The organism is Variovorax fucosicus (assembly GCF_030316825.1).
GTDB classification, from domain to species: Bacteria; Pseudomonadota; Gammaproteobacteria; order Burkholderiales; family Burkholderiaceae_C; genus Variovorax; species Variovorax fucosicus.
The window spans coordinates 482,312-506,511 of record NZ_JASZYU010000001.1 but is presented as its reverse complement, the minus strand read 5'-3'; the positions used below and the strand labels follow the sequence as shown (position 1 = coordinate 506,511).

Annotated in this window: 21 protein-coding genes; 10 read left to right on the top strand and 11 right to left on the bottom strand. The window is 67.1% G+C overall.

Features of this window, described 5'->3' with window-relative positions:
- Positions 1-44: 44 nt before the first annotated feature.
- From uraD to QTI05_RS02325, 3 genes are read right to left on the bottom strand one after another with little or no spacing between them, the layout of a single operon-like run.
- Positions 45-1,835, bottom strand: a complete 1,791-nt coding sequence (gene uraD, locus QTI05_RS02335) for a 2-oxo-4-hydroxy-4-carboxy-5-ureidoimidazoline decarboxylase (protein WP_286622758.1) — start codon at positions 1,833-1,835, stop codon at positions 45-47.
- 1 nt (position 1,836) lies between these two features.
- Entirely contained in the window at positions 1,837-2,790 is a 954-nt protein-coding gene (gene puuE / locus QTI05_RS02330; RefSeq protein WP_286622757.1) for an allantoinase PuuE, read from the bottom strand.
- Positions 2,787-3,464 carry a GntR family transcriptional regulator gene (locus QTI05_RS02325; protein ID WP_286622756.1) on the bottom strand — a complete coding sequence of 226 codons (678 nt, stop codon included), beginning with the start codon at positions 3,462-3,464 and terminating at the stop codon, positions 2,787-2,789. The genes puuE and QTI05_RS02325 overlap by 4 nt, the downstream gene beginning before the upstream one ends.
- A gap of 73 nt (positions 3,465-3,537) precedes the next feature.
- Here QTI05_RS02325 and uraH point away from each other — a divergent pair, with 73 nt between their 5' ends.
- On the top strand, positions 3,538-3,888 hold the full coding sequence (uraH, locus tag QTI05_RS02320; protein ID WP_286622755.1) for a hydroxyisourate hydrolase: 351 nt from the start codon (positions 3,538-3,540) through the stop codon (positions 3,886-3,888).
- A gap of 113 nt (positions 3,889-4,001) precedes the next feature.
- On the opposite strand, the gene QTI05_RS02315 is transcribed toward uraH, so the two are convergent.
- Positions 4,002-4,481 (bottom strand): hypothetical protein, encoded by a 480-nt coding sequence (locus QTI05_RS02315; protein ID WP_286622754.1) that lies wholly within the window; start codon positions 4,479-4,481, stop codon positions 4,002-4,004.
- 89 nt (positions 4,482-4,570) lie between these two features.
- Here QTI05_RS02315 and xdhC point away from each other — a divergent pair, with 89 nt between their 5' ends.
- Together xdhC and QTI05_RS02305 are read left to right on the top strand one after the other, a co-directional pair.
- Positions 4,571-5,371, top strand: coding sequence for a xanthine dehydrogenase accessory protein XdhC (xdhC, locus tag QTI05_RS02310; protein ID WP_286622753.1), 801 nt, complete (start codon positions 4,571-4,573; stop codon positions 5,369-5,371).
- Between the two features lie 189 nt (positions 5,372-5,560).
- A complete protein-coding gene (locus QTI05_RS02305; RefSeq protein WP_286622752.1) occupies positions 5,561-6,766 on the top strand; it encodes a urate hydroxylase PuuD in 1,206 nt (401 codons plus the stop codon).
- Between the two features lie 12 nt (positions 6,767-6,778).
- On the opposite strand, the gene QTI05_RS02300 is transcribed toward QTI05_RS02305, so the two are convergent.
- Positions 6,779-8,167 carry an 8-oxoguanine deaminase gene (locus QTI05_RS02300; protein ID WP_286622751.1) on the bottom strand — a complete coding sequence of 463 codons (1,389 nt, stop codon included), beginning with the start codon at positions 8,165-8,167 and terminating at the stop codon, positions 6,779-6,781.
- Positions 8,168-8,207: 40 nt separating this feature from the next.
- Here QTI05_RS02300 and QTI05_RS02295 point away from each other — a divergent pair, with 40 nt between their 5' ends.
- On the top strand, positions 8,208-9,545 hold the full coding sequence (locus QTI05_RS02295) for a glycerate kinase type-2 family protein (protein WP_286622750.1): 1,338 nt from the start codon (positions 8,208-8,210) through the stop codon (positions 9,543-9,545).
- 43 nt (positions 9,546-9,588) lie between these two features.
- Positions 9,589-10,788, top strand: a complete 1,200-nt coding sequence (locus QTI05_RS02290; protein ID WP_286622749.1) for a lipocalin-like domain-containing protein — start codon at positions 9,589-9,591, stop codon at positions 10,786-10,788.
- 21 nt (positions 10,789-10,809) lie between these two features.
- On the opposite strand, the gene QTI05_RS02285 is transcribed toward QTI05_RS02290, so the two are convergent.
- On the bottom strand, positions 10,810-11,280 hold the full coding sequence (locus QTI05_RS02285; protein WP_286542233.1) for a hypothetical protein: 471 nt from the start codon (positions 11,278-11,280) through the stop codon (positions 10,810-10,812).
- A 230-nt stretch (positions 11,281-11,510) separates the two neighbouring features.
- Between QTI05_RS02285 and mdeB the strand changes: the two genes are divergently transcribed.
- Entirely contained in the window at positions 11,511-14,123 is a 2,613-nt protein-coding gene (gene mdeB / locus QTI05_RS02280) for an alpha-ketoglutarate dehydrogenase (protein WP_286622748.1), read from the top strand.
- Here mdeB and QTI05_RS02275 read toward each other — a convergent pair.
- Positions 14,120-15,415 (bottom strand): LysR family transcriptional regulator, encoded by a 1,296-nt coding sequence (locus QTI05_RS02275; protein WP_286622747.1) that lies wholly within the window; start codon positions 15,413-15,415, stop codon positions 14,120-14,122. The two genes, mdeB and QTI05_RS02275, sit on opposite strands and share 4 nt — an antisense overlap.
- A gap of 152 nt (positions 15,416-15,567) precedes the next feature.
- Here QTI05_RS02275 and QTI05_RS02270 point away from each other — a divergent pair, with 152 nt between their 5' ends.
- From QTI05_RS02270 to QTI05_RS02255, 4 genes are read left to right on the top strand one after another with little or no spacing between them, the layout of a single operon-like run.
- A complete protein-coding gene (locus tag QTI05_RS02270; RefSeq protein WP_286623333.1) occupies positions 15,568-16,596 on the top strand; it encodes an amidohydrolase family protein in 1,029 nt (342 codons plus the stop codon).
- 5 nt (positions 16,597-16,601) lie between these two features.
- Positions 16,602-17,303, top strand: a complete 702-nt coding sequence (gene ligK / locus QTI05_RS02265) for a 4-carboxy-4-hydroxy-2-oxoadipate aldolase/oxaloacetate decarboxylase (RefSeq protein WP_286542237.1) — start codon at positions 16,602-16,604, stop codon at positions 17,301-17,303.
- Positions 17,304-17,326: 23 nt separating this feature from the next.
- Positions 17,327-18,613, top strand: coding sequence for a gallate dioxygenase (locus tag QTI05_RS02260; RefSeq protein ID WP_286542238.1), 1,287 nt, complete (start codon positions 17,327-17,329; stop codon positions 18,611-18,613).
- A complete protein-coding gene (locus QTI05_RS02255; RefSeq protein ID WP_286542239.1) occupies positions 18,610-19,599 on the top strand; it encodes a Bug family tripartite tricarboxylate transporter substrate binding protein in 990 nt (329 codons plus the stop codon). The genes QTI05_RS02260 and QTI05_RS02255 overlap by 4 nt, the downstream gene beginning before the upstream one ends.
- 9 nt (positions 19,600-19,608) lie before the next feature.
- Here QTI05_RS02255 and QTI05_RS02250 read toward each other — a convergent pair whose 3' ends face one another.
- The 4 genes from QTI05_RS02250 to QTI05_RS02235 all read right to left on the bottom strand — a co-directional run bounded on the left by QTI05_RS02250 (position 19,609) and on the right by QTI05_RS02235 (position 24,194).
- Entirely contained in the window at positions 19,609-20,910 is a 1,302-nt protein-coding gene (locus QTI05_RS02250; RefSeq protein WP_286542241.1) for a TRAP transporter large permease, read from the bottom strand.
- Entirely contained in the window at positions 20,907-21,428 is a 522-nt protein-coding gene (locus QTI05_RS02245; protein ID WP_286657780.1) for a TRAP transporter small permease, read from the bottom strand. The genes QTI05_RS02250 and QTI05_RS02245 overlap by 4 nt, the downstream gene beginning before the upstream one ends.
- A 31-nt stretch (positions 21,429-21,459) precedes the next feature.
- Positions 21,460-22,488 carry a TRAP transporter substrate-binding protein gene (locus QTI05_RS02240; RefSeq protein WP_286542243.1) on the bottom strand — a complete coding sequence of 343 codons (1,029 nt, stop codon included), beginning with the start codon at positions 22,486-22,488 and terminating at the stop codon, positions 21,460-21,462.
- An 89-nt stretch (positions 22,489-22,577) separates the two neighbouring features.
- The gene (locus tag QTI05_RS02235) at positions 22,578-24,194 is read right to left on the bottom strand and encodes an indolepyruvate oxidoreductase subunit beta family protein (protein ID WP_286542245.1); all 1,617 of its coding nucleotides are present in this window, start codon (positions 24,192-24,194) and stop codon (positions 22,578-22,580) included.
- Between the last annotated feature and the right edge of the window lie 6 nt (positions 24,195-24,200).

The following is a 24,200-nucleotide window of genomic DNA, read 5'->3' as shown; positions in this document are numbered from 1 at the left end:
CTTCGCCGGGCCACTGGTGTCGTCCCCTTGAGGGGGGAATCGAGCTACACGAAGTGAGCGAGAAACGGGGGTGGGCCTATCCCGTCGAGCAGAAGCTGGAACGCCTCGACTGCCAACTGGATGTCGTCGTTGGTGCTCGATTCGAGCGGGTTGTGGCTGATGCCCGAATTGATGCCGCGCACGAACAGCATCGCCTGTGGCATCACCTCGTGCAGCTTCATCGCGTCGTGGCCGGCACCGCTGGGCATGCGGAACAGCGGAATGCCGAGTGCGTCGACTGCCTTCTCCCAGCGCTGCTGCCAGGCCGCATCGCTGGGCGCCGCGGCGGCGCGCATGGTCTCTTCGAGCGTGTAGCGCACACTGCGGCGCTCGCAGATTTCCTTCAGCGCGGCCAGGATGTCGTCGACCAGGCGGTCGCGCTGTTCGTTGTTCGGCGCGCGGATGTCCAGGCTGAACCTGCACGCGCCAGGCACCACGTTGATCGAGCCGTTGGGCACCTGCAGCATGCCGACGGTGGCAACCGAGTCGCCGTCTTTCGCGGCACGCTGCTCGGCGAACAGGATCAGCTCCGCCGTCGCCGCGGCGGCGTCACGCCGCCGATCCATCGGCGTGGTGCCGGCATGGCTGGCCATGCCGATCACCTCGCCCACGTAGCGCACGCTGCCGTTGATCGAGGTCACGATGCCGAGCGGGTAGTCGAGCTCGGTGAGCACCGGGCCCTGCTCGATGTGCACCTCGACGAAGCCGAGGTACTTCGACGGGTCGCGCTGGATCTTCGGGATGTCTTCGGGCTTGAGGCCGGCATGTGCCATGGCGTCGCGCATGGTCACGCCGTCGGCATCCTGCTGGTCGAGCCAGGCGTTGTCGAAGTGGCCGATCAGCGCCCCCGAACCGAGGAAGGTGGCCTTGTAGCGCTGGCCTTCCTCTTCGGCAAAGCCCACGACTTCGAACGCGAACGGGAGGCGCCGGTTCTGCTTCTTGAGCTCGCGCACGCAGGCCATCGGCACGAAGATGCCGAGCCGCCCGTCGTACTTGCCGCCGTTGCGCACCGTGTCGTAGTGCGAGCCGGTCAGCAGCGCCTTGGCATCGGGCGTGCTGCCTTCGTAGCGCCCGACCACGTTGCCGACTGCATCGATGTGCACCGTGTCGAAGCCGCATTCGCGCATCCAGCCCGAGATCTGTGCGGCACACGCGCGGTGCGCGTCGGTCAGGTAGGTGACGGTGAGCTGGCCCAGCTCGGCATAGCCGGGATCGGTGTGCACCGAGAGCTGTTCCTGCCAGTCCCACACGTCGTTGCCGAGCGTGAGATCGCGGCCGAACTTGTCGTCCAGGCGGATCTCGGCGATGCGATGGATGTTGCGCAGCGCCTCGCCCAGCTCGAACGACGGATGGTGGTGCAGCCGGCGCTCGAAGGTCGCGATGATTTCGCGCTTCGCGAGCCCGGTGCCGCGCGGCCCGCGCACCGCCAGGATGAACGGAAAGCCGAACTTATCGCCATACGCCTTGTTGAGCCCGCGGATGTGGGCGAACTCCTCGGGCGTGCAGTTGGTCAGGCCGGCCTTGCCCTGTTCGTTGGTGGATTCGGCCGTCAGCGTGTTGCTTTCCATCGCCTTGCCGGCCAGCTCTGGGTGGACGCGGATCAGGCCGATCTGCTCGTCGCTGCTGGCACGCTGCAGCACCTGCACCATCGCCAGCTTCAAGTGCGCAAGCGAGCGAAATGGCCGTGCAGCCAGCGCGCGCTCGGCCACCCAGGGCGAATGCTCGTACACGCCCTCGAGCAGGGCCACCGCTTCGGCCGCCGGGGCGGCGTTCAGTTGTTGGATGGTGAGCGGCATGTCAGGCTCCAGTGGGCGCGATGAACGGATGCACCTTCTTCCAGTGCTGCGCGATGTCGATGCGGCGGCAGACCCAGACCCGGTCGTGCTTTTGCACGTGGTCGAGAAAACGCTGGAGCGCGCCAATGCGGCCGGGCTTGCCCAGCAGGCGGCAGTGCATGCCGATGCTCATCATCTTCGGTGCGGTTTCGCCTTCGGCGTAGAGCGCGTCGAAGCTGTCCTTCAGGTAGTTGAAGAAGTGGTCGCCGGTGTTGAAGCCCTGCGCCTGCACGAAGCGCATGTCATTGCAGTCGAGCGAGTAGGGCACCACCAGGTGCGGCACCACGGTGCCGTTGGTTCGGGCGACCTGCATCCAGAACGGCAGGTCGTCGCCGTAGTAGTCGCTGTCGTACTCATAGCCGCCCTGGTCGACCAGCAGGCGGCGCGTGTTGGGGCTGTCGCGGCCGGTGTACCAGCCGAGCGGCCATTGACCGCCGGTCATGTCTTTCAGCACGTGCGTGGCCAGATCCATGTGGCGACGTTCGTTCGACTCGGGCAGGTTCTGGTAGTGGATCCAGCGCAGGCCGTGGTTGGCGATCTCGTAGCCGTTCTTCATGAAGGTGTCGAGCAGCTCGGGGTAGCGCTGCACCGCCATGCCGACCGCGAAGATCGTCATCGGCAGGCCGCGCGATTCGAACTCGCGCAGGATGCGCCAGACGCCGGCGCGAGAGCCATACTCGTACATCGACTCCATCGTCATGTGGCGGTTTTCGTAGGCCTGCGCCGTCACGAGTTCGGACAGGAAGGTCTCGGAGGTCGGGTCGCCGTGCAGCGGGTTGTTCTCGCCGCCTTCCTCGTAGTTGAGGACGAACTGCACGGCGATCTTCGCCTTGTTCGGCCACTGGGCATGCGGCACGTCGCGGCCGTAGCCGACCATGTCGCGCGGGTAGACGGAGGGTTGGGTGTCGTCGGTCATGACAAGGCCAGTGAGATGTCGTTGGTGGGCACCTTGCGGTCGAAGGTCAGGTTCGCTTCGACGTGCTCGAGGTGTTCGGTCATGAGGCGCACGGCGCGCTCTTCGTCACGGGCGGCCAGCGCTTTCACGATGTCGGCATGCTCGTCGTTCGAGTGTTCGGCGGCCGTGGCGCTCTGGTACATCAGCGTGATGAGTGCGCAGCGCGAAATCAGTTCGCCGAGGATCTGCGCCAGCACGGTGTTGCCCATGAGTTCGGCCATGCGCACATGGAAGTCGCCGAGCAGTTCGGTGCGGCCCGATACGTCGGCGCCGGCCACGGCCGACTTTTCGAGCGCGACGTGCTCCTTCAATGCCTTGATCTTGGACGGGGTGACGGTGCGCACGAACTCGCGCGTCATCGCGGCTTCGAGCATGCGGCGCACCGCGAACACCTGGCGCGCCTCGTCGACCGCCGGTGCAGCCACGAAGGCACCGCGGGCCGGCTCGAGCCGGATCAGGCGGTTCTGCGAGAGCTGGAACAAGGCTTGCCTCACCAGGGTGCGCGACACGCCGAAGTGGTCGGCCAGCTTCTGCTCGGCCAGCTTGGTGCCGGGCTGCAGGCGGTGATCGACGATGGCCCGGGTCAACGCATCGACGATCGAGCGGGTGGCGGTGGAGGACTCCATGAAATTCATGATAGCCCCAAAGCCAATAACTGTATACACTTTTGTCCACTGGAATTTCCGGCAGACATACAAGGAGCGATCCATGGGCCTGAGCACCCACGTACTGGACACGATGCACGGCGGCCCTGCGGCCGGCATGGAGGTGGCGCTGTACACCACCGACGGCGAACAGGCGACGCTGGTGCGTCGCTTCACGCTCAACGCGGATGGCCGCAGCGATGGCCCGCTCTATGACAACAACACGATCAAGGTCGGCACCTACCGCCTGGTGTTCGATGTGGCGGGCTATTTCCGCCAGCGCGGCGTGAAGCTGCCCGAGCCGAATTTCCTGAACAAGGTGGCACTCGATTTCGGCGTGGCGCACACCGACCAGCACTATCACGTGCCGCTGCTCGTAAGCCCCTGGAGCTATTCGACGTACAGGGGATCATGACCCCGACTTTTCGTGGGGCCGCCGCGCACGGCCGCCCGAAGCGGCCGGCCCGCCCCCGGAAGGGGGTTGGCGGAGCGACACGAAGTGCGCGCAGACTGGGGGCGAGCGATGAACTAAAGCTGGCCCTCGGTAAGGGTGTCCAATTGGAAATGCCCCCCTTTGTCCCACAACCAGGTGTCGGTCCAGGTGACCTTGCCGAGTTGCGTCGCGGCCGGGAACGGCGAGGCCGCCAGGACGGTGCGTTCGATCTCGGCGATGACTTCGGGCGCGTGCTTCGGCGCACGCATCCAGTGCATCGACAGCACCTTCCCGTTGGTGTCCAGGTTCACCTGCAGCGTGCCGACCGCGTACAGGATCGGTGGCAGCTTGCCTGCGTAGACACGTTCGCGGTTGGCCTCATACACATGGCGCGCCGCATCGCGCCGGTAGTCGCGCGGGTTGCCCGCGGCGGAGGCGCGGGGCACCGGCTTGCCGGCGGGGCCGGGCTGGGGCGTTGCGTCGCTGAGCTGGCCGGGCACCGGCGAGGTGATGGGTGCGGTCGGGCCGGTGCTTCCGCAGCCGGCAAGCCACAGCGGGGCGAGCAGGGCGGCCATGCGGCCAAGGTGGCGGGGTGTGGGCAGGCAAGTCATCCATCGGTTTATACCGTGCCGCGCCGTGCGCCAAACTGCCGGAGCGTTACACGATGAACGGCGCCGTCGACGAACTGCTGGCGCGGCTCGCGCACGAGAACGCGGTGCTCGTGCGCATCACGTCCACCCAGGGCTCGGCGCCGCGCGAGGCCGGAACCTGGATGGCAGTCTGGGCCGACGGGCTGACCGGCACCATCGGCGGCGGCCAGCTGGAGTTCCAGGTCACGCAGGTGGCGCGCGACATGCTGGCGGGCGCGCCGGCGGTCGACGGGGTTCAGCGCTACCCGCTCGGGCCCAGCCTCGGCCAGTGCTGCGGCGGGGTCGTGTTCCTTTCGTACCAGCAGGTGAGGTCTGTCGATGCGCCGGCCTTGCGCAGCGAGCTGGTGGCGAAGCTGCGGCCGGTCGCGCTGTTCGGCGGTGGGCATGTGGGCGCCGCACTGGCCCGCCTGCTGGCGACGCTGCCGTTTTCGGTGCGCTGGATCGACAGCCGCGACGGGGTGTTTCCCGCCGCGCTGCCGGCGCAGATCGAATGCGAGCACTCCGAACCGGTGCAGGGCGCGGTGGCCCAGCTCGCACCCGGCTCGCGCGTGCTGATCATGAGCTTCAGCCATGCCGAGGACCTCGACATCGTGATCGCCTGTCTCAAGCGCCTGCGCGAGCACGACGACCTGCCCTATGTCGGCCTGATCGGCAGCAAGACCAAGTGGGCGACTTTCCAGCATCGGCTCGAGGCACGGGGTTTTTCTGCCGCAGAAATGGATCGCGTGACCTGCCCGATCGGGGTGCCCGGCATCGGCGGCAAGGAGCCGGAAGTGATCGCGGTCGCCGTAGCGGCACAGTTGTTGCTGGATTGAGTTGGCCCAGAGAAAAAAGGCCACGACGGAAGAAACGTGTATACACTTCGGTTCACAGCAATCCGCCGCAGCGGAGCCAGGCGTCCCGCGCCTGCGTTCGCGGCTTTCTTTCTGCTTGCAGTGCCCGCCGTGGTAAGCAGACGCCAAAGCTACCTCGGCGCCCGCATGCGCCGACAAGGTTGAGAGCACATGGAAAGCTACTACCTCGATTGGGCCAATCTGCTGCTGCGCTGGGTGCACGTCATCACCGCGGTCGCCTGGATCGGCGCATCCTTCTATTTCGTGATGCTGGACAACAGCCTCGAGAAGCCGCAAGACCCCGAATCGCTCGACAAGGGCGTGGGCGGCGAGCAATGGGCAGTGCACGGCGGCGGCTTCTACAACATGCAGAAGTACCTGCTGGCACCGAAGAAGGTGCCGGACCACCTGCACTGGTCGTACTGGGAGAGCTACACCACCTGGATCACCGGGTTCGCGCTCTTCACGATGTCCTATCTCTGGAACGCGAGCACCTACCTCATCGACAAAACCAGGATGGACTGGCAGCCCGGCGCCGCCATCGGCGTGGCGCTGGCCTTCTTCGTCGTGTTCTGGATGGTCTACGACAGCATTTGCCAGATCTTCGGCAAGCGCAAGAACGGCGACACCATCGTCGGCGTGCTGATCGCGCTGTTCATCGTGTTCGCGACCTGGCTGGCCTGCCAGTGGTTCGCAGGCCGCGCGGCCTTCTTGCTGGTCGGCGCGATGATGGCCACCACCATGAGCGGCAATGTGTTCTTCTGGATCATCCCCGGCCAGCGCAAGAACGTGGCGGCACTGCGCGAAGGCAAGCCGGTCGACCCGGTGCATGGCCAGCGCGGCAAGCAGCGCAGCGTGCACAACACCTACTTCACGCTGCCGGTGCTGTTCGCGATGCTGAGCAATCACTACAGCTTCACCTACACGCACAAGTACAACTGGATCGTGCTGCTGCTGATCATGCTGGGCGGCGCGGCGATCCGCCAGTTCTTCGTGGTGCGGCATCGCTTCAAGCTCGGCAACGCGGGCAACCCGCTGCCCTATGCGTTGTTCGGTATCGCGGTGCTGGGTCTCACGATCGTCTGGATGAAGCCTGAGCCGGCTCCGGCGCCTGTGGCCGGTGCCGCGGCGCCCAAGGTGGTGTTCGGCGATGTGCAGAAGGTGCTGGAGCAGCGCTGCTACCAGTGTCACGGCGCGGCATTGCAGATGAAGAACGTGCGGGTCGATTCACCCGACCAGGTGACGGCGCACGCCCAGGGCATCTACCAGCAGGTGGTGGTCACGAAGATCATGCCGATGAACAACGCCACCGGCATCACCGATGCCGAACGTGCGCTGATCGGCAAGTGGTTCGAGGCTGGCGCCAAGACAAACTAGGCTCGTGCACAGTCAGCGCGCCGCCAGCGCCAGCTGCACTGCGAGTTGGTTGTGACGCTCCACCAGCGGCCCCAGGTCGACCGTGGCGAGTTGCCCCTCGCGCACCACCACGCGGCCGTTCACCACCGTCCAGGCGGCGGTGGGGCTGGCGCAGAGCAGCAGGCTCGCCACCGGATCGTGCACCGCGCCGCCGGCGAAGCCCAGCGTGCGCAGATCGAACAAGGCCATGTCGGCGCACATGCCTGGCGCCAGGTGGCCGATGTCCGTGCGGCCGAGCACTTCGGCGCTGCCGCGCGTGGCGACCGCCAGCGCGTCGCGCGCCGTCATTTCGCCCGGGCCATGATCGCAGCCGAACGGCTCGAGCGAGCGCCGCACGCGCGCCATCAGCATGGCCTGGCGCGCTTCGCCGAGCATGTGCGCGCCGTCGTTGCTGGCACTGCCGTCCACGCCCAGGCCGACGGGCACACCGGCGTCGATCATGCGGCGGATCGGTGCCAGGCCAGAGGCCAGCCGCATGTTGCTGCAGGGGCAATGGGCCACGCCGGTTTTTGTTTTCGCGAACAGCGCGATGCCCGCTTCGTCGAGCTTGACGCAGTGGGCGTGCCACACGTCACGGCCGACCCAGCCCAGATCCTGTGCGTACTCGGCCGGCGTCGCGTCGAACTTCTCGCGCGTGTAGGCGATGTCGTGGTCGTTCTCGGCCAGGTGCGTGTGCAGGTGCACGCCAAAGGCACGCGCCAGCCTGGCCGACTCGCGCATCAGGTCGCGGCTCACGCTGAAGGGCGAGCAGGGCGCCACGGCGATGTTGAGCATCGCGCCGTACGAGGCATCGTGCCAGCGCTCGATCAGGCGTTGCGTGTCGGCGAGGATCGCGTCTTCTCGCTCGACCACGCTGTCGGGCGGCAGGCCACCGGCCGACGCGCCCACGCTCATGCTGCCGCGCGACGCCACGAAGCGCATGCCGATTTCCTGCGCCGCCTCGATGCTGTCCTCGAGCCGCACGCCGTTGGGGTAGATGTAGAGGTGGTCGCTGCTGGTGGTGCAGCCCGACAGCAGCAGTTCGGCCATCGCGACCTGTGTCGACACCTGCACCATCTCCGGCGTCAGGCCGGCCCAGATCGGGTAGAGCCCACGCAGCCATGCAAACAGCTCGGCGTCCTGCACGCCCGGGATTGCGCGCGTCAGCGACTGGTACATGTGGTGATGGGTGTTGACCAGGCCCGGAATCACCAGATGGCCGCGTGCGTCGATCACCTCGTCGGCGTCTTGCGGCAACTCGGCCGCCGGGCCGATGGCTTCGATCAGGTTGTCGCGCACGAAGACCGATGCGTTCTTCAGTTCGGTGCGCGCATCGTCGAAGGTCGCGACGCAATCGGCATGGCGGATGAGCAGGGTGGTCATGGCGCGCGACAATCAACAGAAGGTGAATGGAGACACTGACATGATCGCATCGAACGACGGGGGCGCGACCCCCGATCCCGTGATGGCGCCCCGCGCCTTTCTCGAATACCTCTATCGCGTGGCGGTCGATCGCGCACTGCCGCTGTCCACGCTGGGTGCGCACCTGCCCAAGCCGCCGAAGGGCCGCACGCTGGTGCTCGGCGCCGGCAAGGCCGGCGGCTCGATGGCGCAGGCGCTCGAGGCGCTGTGGCCGGCCGAGGCACCGCTCTCGGGTCTGGTCGTCACGCGCTATGGCCACGTCCCGCCACGGCCCAAGGGGCTGGCGCAACGCATCGAACTGGTCGAGGCGGCGCACCCCGTGCCCGACGCCGCGGGCGAGCAGGCTGCACAGCGCATCCTGGCGCTCACCGAAGGGCTCACGGCCGATGACCTGGTGCTGTGCCTGATCTCGGGCGGTGGCTCATCCCTGCTGGTGTTGCCGGCCGAAGGCCTAGCGCTGGCCGACAAGCAGCGCATCAACAAGCAACTGCTCGAAAGCGGCGCCAACATCGGCGAGATGAACTGCGTGCGCAAGCATCTGTCGCGCATCAAGGGCGGACGGCTGGCCGCGGCCTGCGCACCGGCGAAGGTGGTCACGCTCACGATCAGCGATGTGCCTGGCGACGAGCCCGCGATCATCGCGAGCGGCCCGACCGTGCCCGACCTCACGACCTGCGCCGACGCGCTCGCCATCCTGGACCGCTACCGCATCGAATTGCCGGCCGCCGTGCGCGCCGACCTCGAAAGCGGCGCGCTCGAAACGCCCGACCCGCAAGACGCTGCCTTCGCCGGCAACGAGGTGCATCTGATCGCGACACCGCAGCAGTCGCTCGAAGCCGCCGCCGCAGCCGCGCGCGCCGCGGGCATCGACGCGCACATCCTCAGCGACGAGATCGAAGGCGAATCGCGCGAGGTCGGCAAGGTGCATGCGGCGCTGGCCCGATCGGTTGCGCACCGCGGCGCACCGTTTGCGCGGCCCTGCGTCATTCTTTCGGGCGGCGAAACCACGGTCACGATTCGGCCGCGCCAGCCCGGCCAGGCCAAGGGGCGCGGTGGGCGCGCCGGCGAGTTCTGCCTGGGCTTGGCGGGTGCGTTGATGGGCGTGCCCGCCGTGTGGGCGCTGGCGGCCGACACCGACGGCATCGACGGCGTGGAGGACAACGCAGGCGCTTTCGTCACGCCCGACACGCTGACGCGCGCCGAGGCGGCGGGCCACAAGCTCTCGGGCTTTCTGGATCGCAACGATGCCTACGGCTACTTCGACGCGATCGGTGACCTGCTGGTGACAGGGCCCACCCACACCAACGTCAACGACTTCCGGGCGCTGCTGATTCTCTAGCGCAATGCTAGGCTGCGCCTCTGCCGTCACCCCGGGTGCCTCAATGAACAACGCCGACGACCAGGCCAGCAAGCATCGCCAACGCGCCAGCCCCGATGGTTCGCGCGGCCATCGAACGCGGCGGTCGCGGCGGCGCCGGGGTTTCAGGGCCTATGCGGGGCTGCTGGTGATCGCGCTGATCGCGGTGGTCGGTGCGTGCCTGCTCTACCTGTGGACGTCCGAGCCGATTCCTGCCGCCGCAGCGCCCGACCGGCCGGCAGTGGCGCGCGGCGAAGCGGTCGAGCGAACCGCCGCACTGGCGCCGCTGAACCTGCCGGCCGACCACGCACCGCATGGCTCCGGCATGGAATGGTGGTACTACAACGGGATCCTCGACGCCAAGACCGGTGAGCGCTATGCGTTCCACGTCGCGGTCTTTGTCGCTAACACGCTGGTCAAGCACACGGTCATGCATGTCGCGCTGACGGACCTGCAGACCGGCAAGCGCTTTTCCAGCCAAAGCCGAACCGGTGGTGTTCCGGCGCAACGCGTCGCCAATGGCTATGACTTTCGGCAGGAGGGCTGGCGGGTCGCTGCGTCCGGCGCTTCGCACGTGTTGAGCGCTTCCTTTGAAGGGGCGTCGATCGCACTCGACCTGAGCGATTCGGCCCCTGTCGTCGCGCACCGCGCGGCAGGATCCAAGACGCCGGGCCTGCTCGATTTCGGCGCGAGTGGCATCAGCTATTACTACTCGCGCCCGCGCATGTCGGCGCAAGGCAGGATCTCCGTCGGTGGCGCGCCCGTCCAGGTGAGCGGCCAGGCATGGTACGACCACCAATGGGGCGATTTCGATGTGCTGAGCCTCGGCTGGAACTGGTTTGCATTGCACCTGGCCGATGGCTCCGACCTGATGCTCTATGAGCTTTTCGACAGGGAGGGCCGCAAGGTGACGACTGCCGGCACGATATCGACGGCGAGCGGATCGACGCCGATCCAGCCCGGCGAGGTCGAACTGCTGCCGGTCACACGCTGGACCAGCCCGCGCACCAGGATCGACTATGCGGTCGGATGGCGCATCAAGCTGCCCTCGGGGGTGCTGGACGTCAAACCTTTTTATGCCGACAGCGAATTCGATTCGAGTACGACAACGGCAAACGTCTATTGGGAGGGGCCCGTGAAGGTGACCGGGGCCACCACCGGCGAGGGATTCCTGGAGCTGAGCGGATACGACCGGCTCAGCGCCGCGCCTACGAATCGCAGATAGCCCGCGCCACGCGCGTCGCGGTTAGTTAAGTTGCTCGAGGTGATCGAGGAACAGTGGCGTCACTTCGCGCAGAAACGCCATTTCGGCCACGTCGATGGTTCGAGGTTCCAGATCGAAATGAATGAACGTCCCGTAGGGCGTTCCGCCAGCGCGCGTCAGCAGCCGGCCGTAGTACGACTCGACCAGGCCGACGTAGGGGCGGTAGTTGATCAGGATCTTGTCTTCCGAGACGTGGTCGGTCACGAATTCGCCGTGTTCGATCGCGTGCCGGCAGAAGCTCTTTTCGAGCGGAACCGCCTTCAGCCAGGTGCGGTACTCGGACAGCCGGTCGAACACATGCTCTGCGCGCAGCACGTCGCCGCTCAACTTGTAGATGGCCGTATATCGGAAGGGTGTCCGATCGTTGAGCATTGCCAATGCGGGACGAATCCCGTGGGTGGCAAGCACGCTGCGTACCGTGTCAATCTGCGCGGGCAAATCAATCTCAAGCATGGGGATCCGGGGTTAGGCGAAGTGCACAGGGCGTAGGCTGTCGGCGTCGATCGATGCGAATTCTAGAGACGTTCGCAAACCCTGCGGGGTCGCGGTCTTTTACTTTTGCAACGCGGCGCATTCCGTCACGGTTACCCGTACCAGGTAGCTCGTCGCTGTTCATCGAAAGTGCTACGTGGGCAAATCCGTTACCGCGCCACAAATCGCCATTGCCCCTCAGAATGCTGCGAATGAATGCCCCTACAACTTTGTCTGCCGACGCCCTCGCCGGCGCCGTTGACCCCGATCCGCAGGAGAGCGCCGAGTGGCGCGAAGCCTTCACGGCACTGGTCGCCGCGCACGGCCCGCAGCGCGCGCGCCAGATCCTCGATGGGCTGGCGCAGCTCGCGCGCCAGCAGCGCATCGGCTGGCAGCCCGAGTTGTCGACCCCGTACATCAACACCATCGCGGTCGATGCGCAGCCTGCATTTCCCGGCGACCTCGCGATCGAGGAACGCCTCGCTTCGCTGATGCGCTGGAACGCGCTCGCAATGGTGGTGCGCGCCAACCATTCCTACGGCGAGCTCGGCGGCCACATTGCCAGCTATGCGAGTGCGGCCGACCTGTTCGAAACGGGCTTCAACCACTTCTTCCACGCACGCAATGAAGCGCACGGCGGCGACCTGGTGTTCTTCCAGCCGCACAGCGCGCCGGGTGTCTACGCACGGGCCTACCTCGAAGGGCGCCTCAGCGAAGGCGACCTGCTGCACTACCGCCAGGAACTCACCGCGCCAGCCTTCATCGACGGCAAGGGCGCGCGCGGCCTCAGCAGCTACCCGCACCCGTACCTGATGCCGGACTTCTGGCAGTTCCCGACCGGCTCGATGGGCATCGGGCCGATCAGCTCGATCTACCACGCGCGCTTCATGCGCTACCTCACGCACCGTGGGCTGCTCGACTGCAACGCGCGCCGGGTGTGGGGCGTGTTCGGCGACGGCGAGATGGACGAGCCCGAATCGATGAGCGCGCTGACGCTGGCCGCGCGCGAGAAGCTCGACAACCTGGTGTGGGTGGTCAACTGCAACCTGCAGAGGCTCGATGGCCCGGTGCGCGGCAACGGCCGCATCATCGACGAGCTCGAGAAGCTCTTCGCCGGTGCTGGCTGGAACGTCATCAAGCTGGTCTGGGGCAGCGACTGGGATGGCCTCTTCGCGCGCGACACCACCGGTGCGCTGGCCCGCGCCTTCGCCCATACGGTCGACGGGCAGATGCAGACCTTTGCCGCGAAAGACGGCCGCTTCAATCGCGATACTTTCTTCGGACAGAACGACGAGTTGAAACGGCTCGCGCAGGGCATGACCGACGAGCAGATCGACCGCCTCAAGCGCGGCGGCCACGACCTGGTGAAGATCCATGCGGCCTATGCCGCGGCGGCAGCACACAGCGGCCAGCCGACCGTGATCCTCGCCCACACCAAGAAGGGCTATGGCATGGGCAGTGCAGGGCAGGGCCGCATGACCACCCACTCGCAGAAGAAGTTCGAGAGCGCCGATCTGATCGGTTTTCGCAACCGCTTCCACCTGCCGCTGAGCGACGAGCAGGCGACCTCGCTGGCGTTCTACAAGCCGGCCGACGACAGCCCGGAGATGCAGTACCTGCAGTCGCACCGCGCAGCGCTCGGCGGCGCCATGCCGCGGCGCGAAACGGCTTGCGACATCGTGCCCAAGCCCGAACTCGCCGCCTATGCGCAGTTCGCGGTGGCGGCCGACGGCAAGGAGATGAGCACCACGATGGCCTTCGTGCGCATGCTCGGCGCGCTTCTGAAAGACCCCGCACTGGGCCCGCGCGTGGTGCCGATCGTGGCCGACGAGGCCCGTACCTTCGGCATGGCCAACCTGTTCAAGCAGGTCGGCATCTACTCCAGCGTGGGCCAGCGCTATGCGCCGGAAGACATCGATTCGATCCTGAGCTACCGCGAAGCCACCGACGGCCAGATCCTGGAAGAAGGCATCAGCGAGGCCGGCGCCATCGCAAGCTGGACGGCGGCGGCCACCAGCTACAGCGTGCACGGCCTGGCGATGCTGCCGTTCTATATCTACTACTCGATGTTCGGCTTCCAGCGCGTGGGCGACCAGATCTGGGCCGCGGCCGACCAGCGCGCACGCGGCTTCCTGCTGGGTGCGACCTCCGGGCGCACCACGCTCGGCGGCGAGGGGCTGCAGCACCAGGACGGCACCAGCCACCTGATCGCCGCGACCATTCCGAACTGCAAGGCCTACGACCCGGCCTATGCGGGCGAGATGGCCGTGATCGTGGACGCCGGCATCCGCGAGATGCTGGTCGAGCAGAAAGACGTTTTCTACTACGTCACGCTCATGAACGAGAACTACGCGCAGCCCAGCCTGCCGCCCGAGGCGCATGCGGACGTGCTGCGCGGCTGTTATCGCCTCGCCGGCGATCCGGCTGCGGCGCCGCAGGCCAGGGTCACGCTGCTGGGTTCGGGCGCGATCCTCACCGAGGTGGTGAAGGCGGCGCAGCAACTGGCGGCCGAAGGCATCGCGGCCGAGGTGTTCAGCGTGACGAGCTGGAGCGAACTCGCGCGCGACGGCGTGGCCTGCGAAGCGGCGGCCGCCAAGCCCTTCATCGCGCAGCAGCTGGCCGGCGGAACGGGCCCGATCGTGGCCGCCACCGACTATGTGCGCGCCGTGCCGGAGAGTGTTCGCGCGTTCCTGCCCGCGGGCCGGCGCTACGTCACGCTGGGCACCGACGGCTTCGGCCGCAGCGACACGCGTGCCGCGCTGCGCGACTTCTTCGGCGTGGATGCGGCGAGCATCGTGCGTGCGGCGAAGGCGGCATTGGGTTAAACGCGCGGCTGTCCTGTCACCCGGAAATCGGGCGATCGGGCCACCACCGTGCCGATCTCCTGCATCAGGGCCCGCGCTCCCGGTGAAGGGAAGGCGCCCAGCCGCTGGGTGATCCCGATTTCGCGGCGCGTCTGGTCCAGCGGGAAGTCCAGCACGACGAGGCTGCCGTCACGGATTTCGTAGCGCAGCTGGTGGGCCGAGATTGCGGTCAGCATGTCGCTTTCGAGCAGCAGGCCGCGCAGCACGGCGAGGTCGCCGGTCTCGACCGCGGGCACCGGCGGCGCCTGCCGCGCGTCCGAAAAAAAGCGCTCGAGGAGTTCGCGCGACGGTGCGCCGTGGCGCGAGAGCGCCCAGGTCGCCTGGCGCAAGGCATCGAAGTCGATGCGTGAGGCGCGCGTGAGCGGATGGCCGGCGCGGGCGATCACCGAAATGCGATCCTCGAACAGCGCCTCCTGCTGCAGATCCCTGGCCTCGTCGGCGCTGCGCAATGCGCCGAGGATGAAGTCGATGTCGCCGCTGCGCAGCGATGCTGCCAACGCGTCGTACGGGCTTTCGACCGTCGCGACATGCAGTTGCGGATGGCGCGCGAGCAGCGAAGCGATCGCGAGCGGCAGGATGCGCGTGCGGCCGAGCGGGAGTGCCCCGACGTTGACGCTCCCCTGCAACGTCCCTTCGCTGGCCGCGATGTCCGGCCCGATGTGCCGCAGTTCCGCAAGCACCCGCTTGAAGTAGAACGCCACGGCCTCGCCCGCCGCCGTGGGCGCCAGCCCGCGCGTCTTGCGATCGAAAAGCGCGATGCCGAGCCCGCGCTCCAGTGCCTTCAGCGCACTGCTGATGGCCGGCTGCGTGATCCCGAATTCGCGCGCGACCATGGGCATGTTGCGGTTTTCCACAAGGCTCGCGATCACGGCAAGGCGTCGGCCGTTGAGGATCGAGGTGAACAGCGAATTGACGCCGGCAGAGGCCCTGTTGCCGTCGCGCAAGACGAGCTGGCCGCCTGCGTCTTCGAACTCGCGCTCGATGCGGCGCGCCCGCGCCAGCACCAGCTCGCCGTACGAGTTGAGCGTCATGCCGCGCGAGCGGCGATCGAACAGCGGCCGGCCCAGCGTTTGCTCGAGCTCGGAGATGGAACGCGTGACGCCCGAGGCGACGCGGTACAGATCCTCGGAGGCCGCGGCAATGCTGCCGGCCGCCGCCACCGCCGAGAACGCGTGCAGGTGCCGCAGGTTGATGGCAAGGGCGCCACCGTGCGTCCTGTCGATAACTTTGTCTTGTAGTTCCCTGCGCTTCACGGTCGCTTGTGTCCTCTTGTAAATGGGCTCGATGGTGCTTCGGGTAAACCCCATTCAATAAGAAAGTCTGATGGAAGGGTAACGCGAATTCAGCCCACGCACCGGTGTCGGCCATCACACTCGACGCCAAGCCATCAACCATTGGATTGCAGATGATCATCGACTGCCACGGCCACTACACCACGGCGCCTAAGGCGCTGGAAAACTGGCGCAACCAACAGATTGCAGGTCTGAAGGATTCCGCGCTGAAGCCCCGCGTCTCGGATCTGAAGATCAGCGACGACGAGCTGCGCGAATCGATCGAGAGCAACCAGCTGCGCCTGATGAAGGAACGCGGCAGCGACCTGACGATCTTCAGCCCGCGCGCCAGCTTCATGGCGCATCACATCGGCGACTTCGAGACCAGCGCCACCTGGGCCGCGATCTGCAACGAGCTCTGCCACCGCGTGGCACAGCTTTTTCCGGATCACTTCATCGGCGCGGCCATGCTGCCGCAGTCGCCGGGCGTGGATCCGCGCAGCTGCATCCCCGAGCTGGAGCGCTGCGTGCGCGAGTACGGCTTCGTCGGCATCAACCTCAATCCGGATCCATCGGGCGGCCACTGGACCTCGCCGCCGCTATCGGATCGCCACTGGTATCCGCTCTACGAGAAGATGGTCGAGCATGACATCCCGGCGATGGTGCATGTGAGCACGAGCTGCAATGCCTGTTTTCACACCACCGGCGCGCACTACCTGAATGCCGACACCACGGCCTTCATGCAGTGCCTGACTTCCGACCTGTTCAAGGACTTCCCCGCGCTGCGCTTCGTGATCCCGCACGGTGGCGGCGCAGTGCCCTACCACTGGGGGCGCTTTCGCGGCCTCGCGCAGGAGCTGAAGAAGCCGCTGCTGAAGGACCATTTGCTGAACAACATCTTCTTCGACACCTGCGTCTACCACCAGCCCGGCATCGATCTGCTGACGCGCGTGATCCCGGTCGACAACATCCTGTTCGCGAGCGAGATGATCGGCGCCGTGCGCGGCATCGACCCGGAAACTGGATTCTTCTACGACGACACGCGCCGCTACGTGGACGCAACGCCGATGCTCGACGCCGACACGCGGCACAAGGTGTTCGAAGCCAACGCGCGCCGCGTCTACCCGCGCCTTGACCGCGCCCTCACTGCCAAAGGCCTTTGACCATCATGTCCACCTCCCATACGCTCCAACAACTCGGTGTCGTCCATCGCAGCATCACCCGCGCCGACCCGGCCGCGGTCGAGAAGCTCTCGCGCTTCGGGGTTTCGACCGTGCATGAGGCCCTCGGCCGGCTGGGGCTGATGCAGCCGCGCATCCGCCCGATCTATCCTGAGGCGCGCTTTTGCGGCACGGCAGTGACCGTGCTGCTGCAGCCCGGCGACAACTGGATGATGCATGTGGCAGCCGAGCAGATCCAGCCCGGCGACGTTGTGGTCGCCGGCTGCACCTCCGACAGCACCGATGGCTTCTTCGGCGACCTGCTGGCCACCTCGTTCCAGGCGCGCGGCTGCAAGGGCCTGGTGATCGATGGCGGGGTGCGCGACGTGCGCGACCTCACCGCGATGAACTTCCCGGTGTTCAGCCGCGCCATCCATTCGAAGGGCTGCATCAAGTCGACGCTCGGTTCGGTCAACGTGCCGGTGGTGTGCGCCGGCGCGCTGGTGCAGCCGGGCGACGTGGTGGTGGCCGACATCGACGGCGTGGTGGTGGTGCCGGCGGCGCGCGCGCAGCAGGTGGCCGATGCGGCCGAGGCGCGCGAGGCCAGCGAGACCAGCAAGCGTGCGCGCTTCGCCGCCGGAGAACTGGGCCTGGACATGTACGCCATGCGCGAGTCGCTGGCCAAGGCCGGCCTGCGCTACATCGACTGACCGCGACAACTGCCCACACACCCATGGCTCGCATCATCGGCGCCGTCGCGTGTTCCCACACGCCCACCATCGGCTTCGCCTTCGACAAGAAGAAGCAGCAGGATCCAGTGTGGGCGCCCATCTTCGAGGCCTTCGGGCCCGCGCAGCGCTGGCTCGCGGACAACAAGCCTGATGTGCTGTTCTTCATCTACAACGACCACGTCAGCTCGTTTTTCTTCGACCACTATTCGGCCTTCTCGCTCGGTGTCGGCGAGCGGCACGAGGTGGCCGATGAAGGCGGTGGCGCGCGCGATCTTCCCGCGCTGGCGGGGCACCCGGCGCTCGCGCAGCACATCGGCCGCTCGCTGGTGGCCGACGAGTTCGACATGTCCTTCTTCCAGGATCGGGCGCTGGACCACGGCGTGTTCTCTCCGATGTCGCTGCTGTGCCCCCACGAGCCGGACTGGCCGATACCGGTGGTGCCGCTGCAGATCGGCGTGCTGCAGTCGCCCGTGTCGTCGGCGCGGCGCTGCTACCGGCTCGGGCAGGCATTGCGGCGCGCCATCGAGAGCTATCCGGAAGACCTGAAAGTGGCGATCGTCGCTACCGGTGGGCTGTCGCACCAGGTGCACGGCGAGCGGGCGGGCTTCAACAACACCGCATGGGATGCGCAGTTTCTCGATCTGATCGAGAACGACCCGGTGCGGCTCACCGAGATGACGCAGGCCGAGCTCGCCACCCTTGGCGGCATGGAAGGCGCGGAAGTGATCATGTGGCTGGTGATGCGCGGCGCGCTCTCCTCCAACGTGCGCAAGACGCACCAGAGCTACTACCTGCCGTCGATGACCGGCATCGCGACTGCGATCTACGAGAACCTGGCCAGCCCGCCTGTTGCCGGCGAAGTGCAGCGGCACCGGCGCCACATGGACCAGCAGCTGGCGGGCATCGAGGCGCTGGAGGGCAGCTATCCATTCACGCTCGAGACCAGCGTGCGCGCCTATCGTTTGAACAAGTTCCTGCACGGCATGACGCGCCCGGAACATCGCGCCCGCTTCGCTGCCGACCAGGAGGCGGCATTCGAGGCGGCCGGCCTGACTGCGCCGGAACGCGATCTGGTGCGCCGGCGCGACTGGCGCGGGCTTATCCACTACGGCGTGATCTTCTTCATGCTGGAGAAGCTGAGCGCGGTGGTCGGTGTCTCCAACCTGCACATCTATGCCGCCATGCGCGGGCAGTCGCTGGAGGAATTCCAGCAAACGCGCAACGCGCCCGGCGCGCTGTATTCGGTGGCCGGCAAGGACGCGGCACCGCAGACCTGGAACAAATCATGAAGATGCCTTCTCGCCGCCCTCTGCTTGCCTTGTTCGCCCTCGCGGGGCTGCTGGTGCTCGGCATGTCATCGAACGCTGGTGCGGCCGATGCCTACCCTTCGAAGCCGATCAGGATCATCGTCGGCTACGGCGCCGGCGGCGCGGTGGACCTGATTGCACGCTCGGTCGGCCAGCGGATGGCGAGCACCCTCGGCCAGCCCGTCATTGTCGAGAACAAGCCCGGCGCGGGCACCAACATCGCAGTCAAGGCGCTCATCACCAGCCCGTCCGACGGCTATACCCTGATGCTGGCGGCCAACGCCCTGGCGGTGAACCCCGCGCTGTTCCAGCCGGCGCCCTACAACCTGGAACGCGACCTGACGCCGGTGTCCCTGGTCGGACGCGTGCCGGTGGTGGCTGCGGTGCGCGAGGGCTCGGAGTTCAAGACCTTGCAGCAGCTGGTGGCCGCGGCCAAGGCGAAGCCAGGTGCGATCAGCGTGGCAACGCCGGGCAACGGCTCGACGCCACATTTGGCCATGGAGCTTTTTCAGCACACCGCCGGGCTTTCGCTGCGCCACGTGCCCTACAAGGGTGGCTCGCAGGCGCTCACCGACGTCATGGGCGGCCACGTGGACGTGGTGGCGGTCAACGCGCTCGAGGCGGCGCCACTTGCCAAGGCAGGCACGCTGCGGGTGCTGGCGCTGATGAGCCCCGAGCGCGCGGCGGTGCTGCCCGGCGTGCCGACGGTTGCGGAGTCGGGCTATCCCGGCTTCGAAGCCAGCGTCTGGTACGGTTTCGTCGCACCGGCCGGGCTGCCCCAGCCGATCCAGGCCAAGCTGCACGAGGCGGTGCAGAAGGCCCTCGAATCCGCCGAGGTGCGCGACCAGCTCGCCGCGGCGGGCGGCGTCGCCCTGCCGGGGCCCACGGCGCAATTCGACAAGCTGCTCAAGAGCGAGGCGGCCCGCTATGGGAAGCTGATCCGCGAAGCCAACATCAAGCCGGATTGAGACATGGCATCAACCCATCTTTGTCGGCAGCCACAGCGCGATGATGGGGAACGCGATCAGGATCACGAGCCGCAGAATGTCGGTCACGATGAAGGGCAGCACGCCCTTGAAGATGGTGGTGAAGCTCACGTCCTTCACCACGCTCTTGATGACGAAGACGTTCATGCCCACCGGTGGATGGATCAGGCCGAGCTCCACCGTCATCACGATGATCACGCCGAACCAGATCGGATCGAAGCCCAGCGCCACGATCACCGGAAAGATGATCGGCACGGTGAGGATGATCATCGCCATCGCGTCCATCAGGCAGCCGAGCACCAGGTACATCAGCATGATCAGCGCAAGCACGCCGTAGCGGCCGATGCCCAGGCCGGTGAGGAATTCGGTCAACTTCTGCGGGCTCTGCGTGATGGTCAGGAAGTAGCCGAACAGCAGCGCGCCGATCAACACCGTGAACACCGCGGCCGCGGTGCGCGTGGCCGACAGCAGTGCCTCGCGGATTTTCGGGCCGTCGAGCTTGCGCCGCAGCAGGCCGAGGATGAAGGCGCCGCTCGCGCCGACGCCACCGGCCTCGGTCGGGGTGAAGAAGCCGCCGTAGAGCCCGCCGATCACGAACACGAACAGCACCAGCGGCGCCCACACCGCCTTCAGGTCGACCAGGCGCTCCGACCAGGGCTTGTGCTCGCCGGCCGGCAGCCAGTCGGGCCGCGCCCGCACGATGATCGCGATGGTCATGACGTACATCGCCATCGCCAGGATGCCCGGCACGATCCCGGCCATGAACAGCTTGCCGATGTCCTGCTGCGTGAGGATCGCGTAGACCGCGAGCACGGTCGATGGCGGCAGGATCGCGCCGAGGGTGCCGCCGGCTGCGATCACGCCGGTCGAGAACGACTGCGGGTAGTTGAAGCGCCGCATTTCCGGGTAGGCCACCGCGGAGAAGGTGGCCGCCGTGGCCACCGACGAGCCGCAGATGGCCGCGAAGCCGCCGCAGGCCAGCACCGTGGCCACGCCGAGCCCGCCGCGCAGGTGGCCGATCATCGAGTTGGCGGCCTTGAACAGTTCGCGGCTCACCCCGGACACCGACACCAGCGCGCCCATCAGCATGAACATCGGGATCACGCCGAAGGTGTAGTCGGTAACGGTGCGCATCGAGGTCTGGCCGACCAGCTTGAGCGCAGGGCCGGGCCCGACGATCCAGCTGTAGCCCACCACGCCCACCAGTCCCATCGCCATGCCGACCGGCACGCGCAGCAGCATCAGTGCGAACAGCACCACGAAGCCCAGCACTGCAATCGCGTCGGTGCTCATTCGTCCGCCTTTTGTTCGGGCCTGGCTTCCTGGAGCAGCTCGGGCTGGAAGACCAGGCGGTAGGTGCGGATCGCGATCAGCAGCACCGCGCACACGTCCCCGAACCAGGCGACCGCGTAGAACGGCCAGGTCGGGATGTTGAGGTCGTAGGTCTGCACGTTGTCGGCCCAGGTGCCTCGCACCTTGTCGAACAGCATCGTGGTCTGCACCGCCACCACGAACAGCAGCACCAGCGTGGCGAACACGTCGATCACGCGCTTCATGCGCGGGCCGGCCGCCGTCCACACCAGGTCGACCGTGATGTGGCCGCCGCGGTAGCTCGTGGCCGCGATGCCCCAGAAGATCAGGATGCCGAGAAACATGCGGCCGAAGTCGTAGGCGTCGGGGATCGAGGTGTTGAAGAACTTGCGCAGGACCACCGCGACGAAGATGTTCAACGCGACGAGGCCCACGAAGATGGCGGCCAGCCACTCGATCGTATTGATCATCCGGTCCATAACGCCGGTGCGCGCTTTCACAACGGCTCCAGTGGGCGTATTCGCCGCAAGATCACAGCGCCGACTTGTACTTCGCGAGGCTGGCCTTGAGCGAGTCCATCACCGCCTTCGGATCCTGCCCAACCTTCTTCACGCCCTCGGCCCACTGCGCCTCGCCGGGTGCCACGGCCTTGCGCCAGGCGTCGAGCTGTTCGGGCGTGAGCTTGTAGACCTCGTGGCCCGGCAGGGCGGCGATCTTGGCGCGGCCGGCAAACTCGAAGTCGGCCCAGGGCGCTGCGACCTTCTGCGCCCACTCGCTGGTGCAGTGGTCGTCGATCACCTTCTTCTGTGCGGCCGACATGCTGTCGTACTTGCCCTGGTTCATGGCCCAGACGAAGTTGGTGACGTAGAGCGGCACGTCCATGTGGAAGTTCACCACCTTGTCGATGCCGAACAGGCTGATCGATCCCCACGGGAAGGTGATGGCGTCGGCCACGCCGCGCTCCAGCATGTCGCGCGACTCGGGTGCCGAGGCCTGCACGTTGGTGCCGCCGAGCGAGGTGACCATCTGGCCGATCGTGCTGGTGGCCGGTCGGATCTTCATGCCCTTGATGTCGGTCGGCAGCAGGATCTTCTTGCGCGCATGGAAGGTGCCGGGGTCGTGCACGAACGCGAAGCAGTACTTCACGTCCTTCATTTCCTTCGCGGCATAGGGCCGGTACCAGGCGTCGATGGCGGCGGAGCCCTCCTTGCCGTTGGAGAACAGGAAGGGCAGGGACGAGCCAGCCATGATCGGGAAGCGGCCGGGCTGGTAGCCCGGGTTGACGTAGGCGAAGTCGGCGATGCCGTCGCGCGCCATGTCGTAGTGGTCGAAAGCCTTGCCGAGCTGTTCCGACGGGAACAGCGTGGCCGTGATGCTGCCGTTCGACGCCTTCTTGATGTCGTCGGCCCAGGCCTGCAGCGACGGGTTGAGCGGATGCTGCGCCGGCACCCAGCTCGAGAGCTTGAGGTTGACCGGCTTGTCCTGCGCCAGTGCCGGCGACTGGGCTGCGAGGGCCAGCGCGGCGGCCAGGGCCAGTGTGGTGAAACGGTACGAAGTCATCGATGTCTCCTGCTGGGTGGCTGCCCAATTAATGAACATGTTAAGTTTTAGCGGTCTCGGGCGTTGCGTATATCCGCGTTTACCTTGAGTCAGCGCGGTTGCGGGTTGCGTTTCATCCAGCGGATCGGCTGCGCGAGCACCGGCCGTGCGGGTGCGCCGGCGCGCTGCAGCACGGCGTCGAGTGCGATGCCGGCGTCGTCGGCCAGTGCGGCGCTGCGCGCGGCAGCGATGGCCGTGGCGCGCACGGTGGGTGCGCCGTCCGGCAGCGGTGCCGTCGCCAGGTGGTCGATCACGTGCAGCAGGTTGGCCTTGCCGCGTTCGAGGGTGGCGCCGTAGCCCTTGATGAGCCGGCCGCAGAGCGCGATTTCGTGGCCGAGCCGCCAGTCGGTTCGGGTGCCGGCGACCACGGCGGCGAGCCAGCGCTCGATCAATGCCTGCTCCTCTGCGAAGCGGCTGCCGCGCTTTCTCAACCAGCGCAGCGAGGCGAGCACGCGCAGCGACAGCATGCCGAACACCGAATGGCTGCCCACCTTGAGCGGCAGCGCCCAGGGGGCTCTGCCGCGCGCCTGCCGCGCGCGATCCCAGGCGGTCACGCGTTGCGCCGGCGCCCGCGGCAACAGCGCCGCGAACTCGGCTGCGCCGGGCTTGAAGTGGTCGTAGACCTTGACGATGTCGTCCGCGCCGGCTTTCACCTCGGTGTGCACGCGCAGCGTGCGGCTGGCCCGGCTCTTGAGTTCGGCCACGCGCACGATGTCGTCGAAGGCCATCCACAACGCCAGCCAGCGTGCCATCTCTCGCGTGACCGCGAAGCCGTTGGCGCCAGCCGGATCGGCGGCGCGCTCGGCTGCCAGCACCTGCTGCAGGCGCGCGACGTACAGGGCGGCATAGCCGGCGTCCTGGTAGTCGAGCAGCCGCGCATGGCCGAGCGCGAGCATCGCGTGCACCGGCAGCGGAAAGGCCTGCGCCACATCGGGCGGCAGCGGCTGGGGGACGGGCGCCGAGGGCTCCTGGTTCGACAGCAGACTCGTCACCAGCGCCGCCTGCGCGCGCGGCGCACTCACCGCGTCGAACGCCCTGGCAAAGCCGCGCAGGCTTGCCGCGGCCATCTTGTCGACCTGCTCCGGTGCGGCGGTGTCGCGCCCGCGCACGACGGCCTCGTAGGCCTTGCGCGGAAACGGAAACAGGCCGCTGCCGGCAATGGCGCCGAGCATCACGGCGCTGACCACGGTGCCGGCCTCGCGCGCCATCGTGCCCATGTCGAACACATGGTGCTCGCGGCTGAAGCTCTTCACCGTGTCGAGCAGGCGCTGGGCGTCGGCGCGGCCATCGCCCGGCTGCATGCGCTCGGCGGTCGTGAGCGTGCGCGACGACGAGGTGATGACCAGCGTGCGCTGCGGCCCGCTCATGCCGTTGCCGATCTGGCGCGCGGTCTCGAGCAGCTCCGACGAGACGATCGCGTCCAGCGTGCCCGGCACGGGGCTCAGGCTGAACACCGGCCGCCGGCCGCCGAGCTGCGCCAGCGGCACCGGGAACACCTCGACGTAGTAGGTGGTGGCGCCGGTGCGTTGCGCCACGCCCGGGATCGAGGTGCTTTGCGCCGCGTAGCCGGCATGGCGTGCGATGTCGACCAGCCACTCGGTCAGCACGCCGCCGCCTTCGCCGCCGAGTGCGCAGACCAGCAGGCTGATCGGCTGGGTGCGGTTCATCGTGGT

Coding starts and splice junctions, on each gene's coding strand:
- QTI05_RS02240 (WP_286542243.1), bottom strand. CDS start 22,488: ATGACTTCGTACCGTTTCACCACACTGGCCCTGGCCGCCGCGCTGGCC.
- QTI05_RS02255 (WP_286542239.1), top strand. CDS start 18,610: ATGAAGATGCCTTCTCGCCGCCCTCTGCTTGCCTTGTTCGCCCTCGCG.
- QTI05_RS02235 (WP_286542245.1), bottom strand. CDS start 24,194: ATGAACCGCACCCAGCCGATCAGCCTGCTGGTCTGCGCACTCGGCGGC.
- QTI05_RS02250 (WP_286542241.1), bottom strand. CDS start 20,910: ATGAGCACCGACGCGATTGCAGTGCTGGGCTTCGTGGTGCTGTTCGCA.
- xdhC (WP_286622753.1), top strand. CDS start 4,571: ATGAACGGCGCCGTCGACGAACTGCTGGCGCGGCTCGCGCACGAGAAC.
- QTI05_RS02260 (WP_286542238.1), top strand. CDS start 17,327: ATGGCTCGCATCATCGGCGCCGTCGCGTGTTCCCACACGCCCACCATC.
- QTI05_RS02270 (WP_286623333.1), top strand. CDS start 15,568: ATGATCATCGACTGCCACGGCCACTACACCACGGCGCCTAAGGCGCTG.
- mdeB (WP_286622748.1), top strand. CDS start 11,511: ATGAATGCCCCTACAACTTTGTCTGCCGACGCCCTCGCCGGCGCCGTT.
- QTI05_RS02325 (WP_286622756.1), bottom strand. CDS start 3,464: ATGAATTTCATGGAGTCCTCCACCGCCACCCGCTCGATCGTCGATGCG.
- uraH (WP_286622755.1), top strand. CDS start 3,538: ATGGGCCTGAGCACCCACGTACTGGACACGATGCACGGCGGCCCTGCG.
- QTI05_RS02305 (WP_286622752.1), top strand. CDS start 5,561: ATGGAAAGCTACTACCTCGATTGGGCCAATCTGCTGCTGCGCTGGGTG.
- uraD (WP_286622758.1), bottom strand. CDS start 1,835: ATGCCGCTCACCATCCAACAACTGAACGCCGCCCCGGCGGCCGAAGCG.
- QTI05_RS02315 (WP_286622754.1), bottom strand. CDS start 4,481: ATGGCCGCCCTGCTCGCCCCGCTGTGGCTTGCCGGCTGCGGAAGCACC.
- QTI05_RS02295 (WP_286622750.1), top strand. CDS start 8,208: ATGATCGCATCGAACGACGGGGGCGCGACCCCCGATCCCGTGATGGCG.
- QTI05_RS02285 (WP_286542233.1), bottom strand. CDS start 11,280: ATGCTTGAGATTGATTTGCCCGCGCAGATTGACACGGTACGCAGCGTG.
- QTI05_RS02300 (WP_286622751.1), bottom strand. CDS start 8,167: ATGACCACCCTGCTCATCCGCCATGCCGATTGCGTCGCGACCTTCGAC.
- ligK (WP_286542237.1), top strand. CDS start 16,602: ATGTCCACCTCCCATACGCTCCAACAACTCGGTGTCGTCCATCGCAGC.
- QTI05_RS02290 (WP_286622749.1), top strand. CDS start 9,589: ATGAACAACGCCGACGACCAGGCCAGCAAGCATCGCCAACGCGCCAGC.
- puuE (WP_286622757.1), bottom strand. CDS start 2,790: ATGACCGACGACACCCAACCCTCCGTCTACCCGCGCGACATGGTCGGC.